This window comes from Tautonia sociabilis (genome assembly GCF_003977685.1).
Taxonomy (GTDB): Bacteria; Planctomycetota; Planctomycetia; order Isosphaerales; family Isosphaeraceae; genus Tautonia; species Tautonia sociabilis.
Window position 1 is genome coordinate 50,466 of sequence record NZ_RYZH01000043.1, and the last position, 10,105, is coordinate 60,570.

The window sequence follows — 10,105 nt, forward strand, 5'->3', positions numbered from 1 at the left end:
GCCGAGATCGCCCCGACCTGACCGCGACCGATCGCCCTCGGTTCGGAGCCGGGGGGCCGCCGTCTCGCCCGTGCTCGAGGCCCGCCCTCGACGCGATTCCGTCCGCAATTTCCCCCAGGAGAGAACTCAGTGGCGACCACCACGCCCGCGCACGATGTCAAGGATCTCGCCCTGTCCAAGGCCGGCCACAAGCGGATCCTCTGGGCCGACCGCGACATGCCCGTGCTCTCGACCATCCGCGAGCGGTTTACCAAGGAGCAGCCGCTCAAGGGTCTGCGGATGTCGGCCTGCCTGCACGTGACCGCCGAAACGGCCAACCTCGCCCGCACCCTGAAGGCCGGCGGCGCCGACCTGGTGCTGATCGCCTCCAACCCGCTCTCCACCCAGGACGACGTCGCCGCCAGCCTGGTGCAGGACTTCGGCATCTCCGTCTACGCGATCAAGGGCGAGGATGAGACGACCTACTACAAGCACATCGCCGCGGCGCTGGCCCACAAGCCGAACGTGACGATGGACGACGGTGCCGACCTGGTCAGCGCCATGATCTTCCTCGCGCTGAACCGGATGGACGACCTCCATGCCGAGGTCCGCTCCTGGGCCTCCAGCCTGTCGGCCGACGAGCGGTCGGGCTTCTGCGACAAGATCGTCGCGAGCATGGAGGAGACGACCACGGGAGTCATCCGTCTCCGGGCGATGGAGAAGGACGGCGTCTTGAAGCTGCCGGTCATCGCCGTCAACGATGCGCAGACCAAGCACTTCTTCGACAACCGCTACGGCACCGGCCAGAGCACAATGGACGGCGTGCTTCGCGCCACCGACATGCTCATCGCCGGCAAGAAGATCGTCGTCTGCGGCTATGGCTGGTGCGGCAAGGGCGTCGCCCTGCGGGCGAGGGGCCTGGGCGGCCACGTGATCGTCACCGAGGTCGACCCGATCCGGGCCCTGGAGGCCGCGATGGACGGCTTCGAGGTCATGCCGATCGCCAGCGCCGCCAAGGTCGGCGACCTGTTCATCACGGTCACGGGGAACATCCACGTGATCCGGGACGAGCACTTCGCCGCCATGAAGGACGGCGCCATGATCTGCAATTCCGGCCACTTCAACGTTGAGCTGCAGCTTGACGGCCTGGCCAAGCAGGCCAAGACGGTCACCAAGGACATCCACCCGTTCGTCGACCAGTACGAGCTGCCCAACGGGAACCGGCTGTACGTTCTGGGAGAGGGCCGGCTGATCAACCTGGCCGCCGCTCACGGCCACCCCGCCAGCGTGATGGACATGAGCTTCGCCGCCCAGGCGCTGGCCACCGAGTGGAGCCTGAAGAACAAGGGCAAGCTCGAACACAAGGTGTATCAGGTGCCGGTGGCGGTCGACGAGTACGTCGCCAAGCTCAAGCTCCAGACGATGGGGATCGCCATCGACGAGCTGACCGCCGAGCAGACGAAGTATCTCAACAGCTGGGAACAGGGCACCTGAGCCCGGGCCCTCGCCGAACCTCGCCCGCCGGGCCGACCGCCGACCGCCGCGCTGGCGGTCGGCGGTTTTTCGCGCGCCGTCGGGCGTCGGATCGGGTACCGACCTCCTCCCGCTCCTCGATTTCGAGGAGCGGGGGCCTGACTGACCGAACCGGGCCCGGCGGCCGCCGGCCCGATGCCCCTCCACGGACCACCGACCATGCCTGAGATCCGGCCATTCCGAGGCGTCCGCTACGACCTGGCCCGCGTGGGAGACCTGTCGAAGGTGGTGGCGCCCCCCTACGACGTCATCGGCCCCGACCTCCAACGGAAGCTCTACGACGACAGCCCGCACAACGTCATCCGCCTGGAGCTCGGCCGGGACGAGCCCGGGGACGACGACCGGACCAACCGCTATTCCCGAGCCGCGAAACTGCTGAAGGACTGGAGGCGAGAGGGGGTGCTCGCCGACGAGTCGCACCCGAGCCTGTACGTCTATCACCAGACCTTCGAGGTCGAGGGGAAGGTGCACACCCGCAAGGGGTTCATGGCTCGGGTCCGCCTCGAGCCGTTCGGCCAGGGCAAGATCTACCCGCACGAGGAGACGATGTCCGGCCCGAAGGCCGACCGCTTGAAGCTGTACGAGGCGACCGGCTTCAACCTCAGTCCTGTCTTCGGCCTGTATCCCGATCCGGGCAACGGGGCGCTGACCGCCGTCGAGGCCGGCATCCGGGACCGGACCCCGCTGACCGTGACCGACCACCTTGGCGTGGAGAACCGCCTCTGGCCGGTGTCCGACGTGGAGGTGCTCTCCGCCGTGCAGGGGCTCATGGCCGAGAAGCCGGTTTTCATCGCCGACGGCCACCACCGCTACGAGACGGCCGTCCGCTACCGAGACCTCCGCGCCGAGGCGGGAGAGCTGACCGGGCCTGACGACCCGGCGAACTTCTGCCTGATGATGCTCGTCTCGATGAGCGACCCGGGGTTGCAGATCCTCCCCACGCACCGGCTTGCCTCGGGATATCCGGGCCTGACCGCCCAGAAGCTGGCCGAGTTGCTCTCCCCCGAGTTCGATCTGGAGGATTTCGGCGAAGGGCCCTCCGGCTGCCGGGCGTGCTGGCAGGAGATGGAACTGGACGGCTCCCAGAACCTGATCGGTTTCGGCACCGTCGCCGACGGCCGCTGGACCCTGGCCCGGCTCCGATCCGACGCCACGATGGACGCCCTCGTTCCCGAGCACTCTCCCGACTGGCGGAGCCTGGGCGTGAGCATCCTCCAGGAGCTGGTCTACAAGAAGCTTCTGTCAGGCCTGGGCTTCCCGGAGCGGACCTATGTCCATCTGATCGACGAGGTGCTCGCGGCGGTCGACTCCCGGTCGTGCGACCTCGCCTGCCTTGTCCCTCCCGCGGGGATGGAGCACGTCGAGGCGATCGCGTCGAACCTGGAGAAGATGCCGCCCAAGAGCACGTACTTCTATCCGAAGTTGCTCACGGGACTGGTCCTGAACCCGATCCGATGATCCCGGAGCCCCTCGGGCCGAGCGTCGCCTCGGCCCGGGGGAGACTTCTTTCCGACGACCCTGGCCGTCCGCGATTCCCGACGCTCCGCCCTGCGACGACTCCTGGATTCTTCCCGTGCTTGGGCCGCGCCGGACCCCTGGGCTCGAGCACGACGCGGGGAGCCCTCTGGAAGGAGGGGGCTCAGAACCCCGGTTCGCCGATCAAGTGGAGCACCTGCTCGATCCGGGCCTGACGGAAGAGGGCGGTCTCGAAGGGGGAGTAGTACGAGGGACTGGTGTACCGGTACGGGTCGGCGGCGAGGATGCCGCCAAGGGAGCGCTGCACGACAAAGGAGCCGACCTTGCCGAGATGGCCCAGTGGCTCGGCCTCTCGGAGTATGTAGATGAAGAGATCGGTGTTGCCGTCGACGGCGGGGTCGTAGGGCCTCCCCTCGATGGCGGCGAGCAGTTCCTCGCCGGAGGGGAGGCGTTGCTCGCGGCCCCTCAGAAGGTTCGTCTCTCCCAGGTCGAGGTGCATGACGCCGTCGATGATCGTGCCCGAGCCGATATTCGGCGATCCTCCCCCGATCAGCGGGCCGGCGCCCGGGTTGGTGGGCGAGAGGGGGATGAGCAGCGTCTTCATCGTTTCGGAGAGCTTCGCGTCGAAGGCCGCCGCCGGCTGGGCGTCGGGGCCGAAGAGCAGGTCGAGCGGCACGCCCTCGGCTGACCTCAGCCGCTCGTCCACCGGGGACAGGGTGTTCCCCTGATGATCGACGATGATCCGGTTCGGGACCAGCGTGTGGCCCAGCCGCCAGACCGCCGCCGAAAACTCGACCGGCATGTTCGCGATCGGCGCGACCGTATCATCCAGCGGAGCGCCGACGATCAGCGGGGCGAGCTGGTTGGCCACGATCCCCTGGTAGACGCCGATCACCAGGTCGCGGACCCTCGCGAAGAGCATCTCCTTCTGGCGATCGTTCAGGCCCATTGGGTCAGCGTCGCCGAGCAGGCCGAGCATCAGCGTGTTGTGGAACCGCTGGAAGACGGCGTGGATGCGGGCGATCTGCCCGTTGTCGTCGTTCCGCTCGTCGGCGATCACCGCGACGCCGTGCTCGTCCCGGAGCACGTCGATCCCGTCGGCCCCGAGGCGGAAGAGCAGGCCGCTGTCATCATAGAACTGCGGGTCGATCGCCGGTCCGAGGCCGTAGACCGAGTCGAGGTCCAGCGCCGGGTTTCGCTTGTTGACGGGGGAGGAGGGGTCGCCGGGCCCCTGGCCCTGCACATCGAGCAGCGTCACGTCGTGGTCGACGAACTGGCCGAGGAAGACCATGCCCAGCGGGATCGAGTCGGAGAACGCGGGGGCGTTGGGGTCCTCGGCCAGGAGGGTGGAGAGGTCTTTCGCGTCGGGCCGGGCGTCCGGGTCGGCCTGAGTGTCGGGGATCAGCCGCTCGAAGGGGCTGCCGGCGGGGGTCGGGCTGCCGGTGAAGGGGCGATGGGAGGAGGAGAGGTCCTCGACCATGCCGACGACGGTCATCGGCTTCATCCGGAACGGGCGCCGGAGCACGAGGTTGAAGTCCATGCGGTCGGCGCCCATCCTCGCCTCGAACCGCATGACGAAGCGTCCTCTGCGATCAGCTTTCGAGTAGGTGTCGAATTGGCCGTCGAGATCCGAGTCCATGCCGACGATCATGCCAGGCAGGGTGCGGCCGACGAGAACGGCCGTTCCCATCGCGGCGATACCGTCAGCGGGGGCGCCGATGCTGGAGCGGGGGGCCAGCTCGACCGAGATTGGAGCCGTCCGCTCGCGTAGGGGAGTCATTGGGCTGTTCACGCCGGGCATCACGGCCAGCAGCTCGCGGGCCTCCAGCGACTCGACTCGGGGTCGGCGCGAACGATGCCGACTCCTCCGGGGCGGGTCGGGGCGGTGAGTCATCGAATGATCCTGGGCAGAAGAGGCTCGATCGGGTTCGACGGCGGGAGCGAGGGTCGGAAGGGTGGTCGCGCCCACTCCGAGGGCCGAGCGGTTCTCGGAACCGATCGCGGCATTTTGGAACGGGATCGCCGCGTCTCGACAAGTCTACACGATCGCAAACCGGCGAGTTGATTCTCCTTCCGGTGCGGCCCGCCGTGTTGATTCGGGGCAACGCCTCAGGTCCCGGGGGGCCGTCCGGTGTCGGCATCCTGCTGGGGCGAGAGGTCGCTGGCGAAGGGCCGCGAGATCTCCGGCTCGCCGCTGGCCCGCTCCATCTCGCTCCGAAAGTGGGCCGGCGCCCACGTCCTCATGAACCAGTCGAACGGGCCGGGGAGTAGTCGGCTCGCCTCGACGACCCAGCGGGCCGACGTGCCCGGGAAGTGGAACGCCATCCTCCGGTCGATCGCCCGGACCATCTGCCGGACGACTCGATCGGTGGGCTCGGCGTAAGGGGCCCGGCGGGGGGCGTCGCCGGGGCGTTGCCCAAGGGCGACCGCGTGGAACTCGCTCTCGGTCCGATTGGGGCAGGTGGCCCAGACACGCACGCCGGAACCGGCCAATTCGTAACGCAGGCTGCGCACCAGCCCGTTGATCGCATGCTTGCTCGCGGCATAGGCCGACGAGTATGGCAGTCCCACGAATCCCAGGACCGACGAGACGAACATCACCTGGCCGTGTCCTCGGGCCTTCATGGCTGACAGTGCCCGACGGGTCAAATCCATCGGAGCGATGATGTTGAGTTCAACAATCGCGCGGAGGATCGCCGGATCCTCCTGGTCGAACTCGGCGTAATGGCCGATCCCCGCGTTGTTCACCAGCAGGTCCGGCCCGCCGGGGAATTCCTCCATCGCTCGTTGCCAGAGGCGGTCGCGGAACGCCTCGTCCGTCAGATCCCCCGACTCGATCCGGAGCCCCCCCTCGGGGAGTTCCGCCGCAAGTGATTCCAGCCGATCCCGGCGCCGGGCGGTCACCAGCACGGACATCCCCCGGTCCCGGACCAGCTGCCGGGCGAGCTCGCGGCCGATGCCGGCCGAGGCCCCGGTGACGATCGCGGTGCGGACGCTTGACCTCATGGCGTTGCTCGACGAGAAATGGCGGGGAGGGAGACTCCGAACGCGCCGCCAGTCCGCTCCTGCCCGGGGTGCAACCACACGATCATGGGCCTGCTCCGACTCGGACTGCCACTCACCGGAGCAGGTCCAGGGTAACGCGTTCCCCATCGGGATGCGCCCGGGGACCGGTCCCGGGGAAGATTGGGCCTGTTGGAGGGGTGAACCCCGAAGGCGGAGGAGGTGTCAGGGCGGAATCCCGGTCGGCGCGCGGTGGCAGGCGCCATTGCGGCCTGGCGGGGCGTCATTTTACAATGATGCGTTCACGACGGGCCGGGGCCCGGCCCAAGCACCCGCCGAGACCGACCGGAATCGACGCCTTTCTCTGACGCCGAGGCACGCCGTGGCCACGATCACCGAGACCGAGCCGCAGACCCGACAGAACCCGATGACCGGGGCCGAGGCCCTGGTCGAGTCGCTCTATCGGCACGGCGTGAAGGTCGTCTTCGCCTACCCGGGCGGCGCCAGCATGCCGATGCACCAGGCGTTGACCCGGTATCGGGACACCATCCGCACGATCCTCCCCCGCCACGAGCAGGGCGGCATCTTCGCGGCCGAGGGGTACGCCCGAGTCACCGGAGAGCCGGGCGTGGTGATGGCGACCTCCGGCCCCGGGGCGCTGAACCTCGTGACCGGCCTGGCCGACGCGAAGATGGACAGCCTGCCCCTGGTCGCGATCACCGGCCAGGTCCCCACCGGAGTGATCGGGACCGACGCGTTCCAAGAGACGCCGATGGTCGAGGTCAGCCGGGCGATCACCAAGCATCATTATCTTGTCCAATCGGCTCGGGACATCCCCCGGATCGTCAAGGAGGCGTTCCACATCGCCCGCACCGGCCGACCGGGCCCGGTGCTGATCGACGTGCCGAAGGACATCCAGAACACGATCATCCGCGACCCGGAGTTCGACCCGCCGATGGACCTGCCCGGCTACCGCCTCCCGCCGGCGCCGGAGCCGTCTCGGCTCAGGGAGGTCGTCGAGGCGATCCGGGGCAGCAGCAAGCCGATCATCTACTGCGGCGGCGGCGTGATCGCCTCGGGGGCCGCGGAGGAGCTGCGCGAGTTCGCCTCGAAGACGAGTATTCCGGTGGCCATGACCCTGCAGGGGCTCGGCTCGCTGCCTAGCGACCATTACCTGTCCCTGGGCATGCTCGGCATGCACGGGACCGTCTACTCGAACTACGCGATCAACGAGGCCGACCTGCTGCTGGCGCTCGGCGTCCGGTTCGACGACCGCGTCACCGGCAAGCTCTCCGAGTTCGCCAAGCACGGCCGGATCGTTCACATCGACATCGACGCCTCCGAGATCAACAAGAACAAGTTCGCTCACATTCCGGTGCACGCTGACGTCAAGGAGGCGCTGGCCGCTCTGACGCCGATGGTCGAGCAGGCAGACTGGCGCGACTGGCACCGCCAGATCGACTCCTGGCGCGCCAGCGACCCGATGACCTATCCCGACCGGGATGATGCCATCCTGCCGCAGTACGTCATCGACGAGTTCTCGAAGCTCACCGACGGCGAGTTCCTCATGTCCACCGGCGTCGGCCAGCACCAGATGTGGGCGGCGCAGTGGACCCGGTTCAAGCACCCGAGAAGCTGGGTGACCTCCGGCGGGCTCGGGTCGATGGGCTTCGGCCTGCCGGCGGCGATGGGGATGCAGGCCGCGTTTCCCGACAAACTGGTGGTCGATATCGACGGCGACGGCTCGTTCGTGATGAACATCCAGGAGCTGGCTACGATCCACTGCGAGAAGCTGCCGGTGAAGGTGATTGTGCTGAATAACCAGCACCTCGGCATGGTCGTGCAGTGGGAGGACCGCTTCTTCGCCGGGAACCGCGCCCACACCTATCTCGGCCCGGTCGATCACCCCGAGGCCATCGGCCAGGGGGCCGGCGAGCTGCCGGAGATCACCTACCCGGACCTCGTCGGCGTCGCTCGAGGCTTCGGCATCGCCGCCCGGCAGGTCCGGCGCAAGGCCGAGCTGGTCGACGCGCTGAAGGAGATGATCGCCCACCCCGGGCCGTTCGTGCTCGATGTGCTCGTTCCCTACCAGGAGCACGTTCTGCCGATGATCCCCGCCGGCGGAACGGTCAAAGATATCATCAAAGGCTGATCGCCGGCGTTCGGCCTTCCGGTCCCAGCGTCCGGCCTTCCCCTGCTGTCGGCCGGGGCGGAACAGGGGAGGGCCTTGTCGATTGCGGCTGCCAGCTCTCCGTGCAGCCCCCCCGACCCCGAGATCGGCGCCCCTCCGGAGAGCGAAAGCGATGCCGACCGACAACCGATGGCCGGGGCGAACGCTCGCCCCGGCGACCTTCCTGCTCCTGGCGATCCTCGGACCCTGGGTTGCCGGCCCGTCCGCGACCGCCCAGGAACCCAGCCGCGACGACATCCTTCGGGGAGCGCTGCGTCCCGAGCGGACCTGCTTCGACGTCATCGAATATCACCTCGACGTCCGCATCGACCCGGAGGCGAAGTCGGTCGGCGGCTCGAACACGATCGTCTTCGACGCGAGGCAGGACTGCCGCGTCCTTCAGATCGACCTGTTCTCCAACATGGAGGTTTTGGGGATCACGCTCGACGACGACGCCGGCCGGCTCGACTTTCGCCGCGAGGAGAACTCGATCTTCGTCACGCTCCCCGAGGTGCTTGAGCCCGGGAGCCGGCACCGGCTTCTCGTGGAGTACGCCGGCACCCCGATCGTCGCCGAGCGTCCCCCGTGGATCGGCGGCTTCACCTGGGCGGAGGATGCTCGAGGCAAGCCCTGGGTCGCCGTGACCTCCCAGGGGACCGGCGCGAGCCTCTGGTGGCCGCACAAGGATCACCCCGCCGACGAGCCGGAGCGCGTCTCCCTCTCGGTGACGGTTCCCCCCGGTCTGGAGGATGTTTCGAACGGCCGGCTCGTTGAGCGCACCCCCCTGGAGGACGGCTGGACCCGCTTCGTCTGGGAGGTCTCCTATCCGATCAACAACTACTGCGTCACCATCAACATCGCCGACTACGCCTACTTCCGAGACGAGTACCGCCGGGAGGATGGCTCGGTGCTGTCGCTCGATTACTACGTCCTGCCCGAGAACCTGGAGAAGGCGAAGGCCCACTTCGAGCAGACCAAGTCGATGCTCGAGGCCTTCGAGCACCACTTCGGCCGCTATCCCTTCGAGCGGGACGGCTTCAAGCTCGTCGAGAGCCCGCACCTGGGGATGGAGCACCAGTCAGCCATCGCCTACGGGAACGGATACCAGGGGGGCTACCTCGGCCGCTCCCCCTCGGAAGTCGGCCTGAAGTTCGACTTCATCATCATTCACGAGGCGGCCCACGAGTGGTGGGGCAACAGCGTCACCATGAGCGACGAGGCCGACCTCTGGATCCACGAGAGCTTCGGCGCCTACGCCGAATCCCTGTTCGTCGAGCATGTCTTCGGCCGGGAGGCCGCCCTCGATTACATCAACGCCAAGAAGCCGAACGTCCGCAACGCCGCCCCGATCATCGGCCCCTACGGCCAGAACCGCAGCGGCGACCCGGACATGTACGACAAGGGGCAGCTCGTCCTGAACACGCTCCGCAGCGTCCTGGACGACGACGAGCTCTGGTTCGCCACCCTCCGAGAGATTCAGGAGACCTTCCGCTACCGGAATATCTCCGCCGACATGCTCTTCGGCTTCATCAACGCGAGGACCGGCCGGGATCTGACCGCCTTCTTCGACCAGTATCTCCGCCATCCGGGCCTGCCCGTCCTCCAGCTTCGGTTCGACCCCGATGGGGATGATCTGGTCGTCCGCTATCGCTGGGAAGCCGATGTCGAGACCTTCGCCATGCCGATCCGGGTCACGGTCGCCCCCGATCGATTCGAGGAGATCCTCCCGACGGGCGATTGGCAGGAGCTTCGCCTGCAGGGGATCACTCCCGACGCATTCGAGGTCGCCGAGGATCTCTATTATGTCGCGGTCGATCGGGTGTGACCGACGAATGATGTAGATCGGGCCGGTTCGTCCGCCTATGCTGGGGCTCCCCTCACACTCCGGGAGCCACCGCCATGGCCGCCACCATCGTCGCCCGATCCGAGACCGGCTTCACCATC

Annotated in this window: 6 protein-coding genes; 4 read left to right on the plus strand and 2 right to left on the minus strand. The window is 67.8% G+C overall.

Features of this window, described 5'->3' with window-relative positions; all coding sequences use genetic code 11:
* The first annotated feature begins 129 nt into the window (after window positions 1-129).
* Entirely contained in the window at window positions 130-1,473 is a 1,344-nt protein-coding gene (gene ahcY / locus TsocGM_RS19385) for an adenosylhomocysteinase (RefSeq protein WP_126727117.1), read from the plus strand.
* 198 nt (window positions 1,474-1,671) lie between these two features.
* Window positions 1,672-2,970 carry a DUF1015 domain-containing protein gene (locus TsocGM_RS19390; RefSeq protein ID WP_126727118.1) on the plus strand — a complete coding sequence of 433 codons (1,299 nt, stop codon included), beginning with the start codon at window positions 1,672-1,674 and terminating at the stop codon, window positions 2,968-2,970.
* A gap of 181 nt (window positions 2,971-3,151) precedes the next feature.
* Here the strand turns inward: TsocGM_RS19390 and TsocGM_RS19395 are convergent, their stop codons facing one another.
* Window positions 3,152-4,882, minus strand: coding sequence for a peroxidase family protein (locus TsocGM_RS19395; protein WP_126727119.1), 1,731 nt, complete (start codon window positions 4,880-4,882; stop codon window positions 3,152-3,154).
* A gap of 215 nt (window positions 4,883-5,097) precedes the next feature.
* Window positions 5,098-5,994 carry an SDR family NAD(P)-dependent oxidoreductase gene (locus TsocGM_RS19400; protein ID WP_126727120.1) on the minus strand — a complete coding sequence of 299 codons (897 nt, stop codon included), beginning with the start codon at window positions 5,992-5,994 and terminating at the stop codon, window positions 5,098-5,100.
* 424 nt (window positions 5,995-6,418) lie between these two features.
* Between TsocGM_RS19400 and ilvB the strand changes: the two genes are divergently transcribed.
* Window positions 6,419-8,143, plus strand: coding sequence for a biosynthetic-type acetolactate synthase large subunit (ilvB, locus tag TsocGM_RS19405; protein ID WP_391732835.1), 1,725 nt, complete (start codon window positions 6,419-6,421; stop codon window positions 8,141-8,143).
* Between the two features lie 151 nt (window positions 8,144-8,294).
* On the plus strand, window positions 8,295-9,986 hold the full coding sequence (locus TsocGM_RS19410; RefSeq protein WP_126727122.1) for a M1 family metallopeptidase: 1,692 nt from the start codon (window positions 8,295-8,297) through the stop codon (window positions 9,984-9,986).
* Window positions 9,987-10,105: the final 119 nt, after the last annotated feature.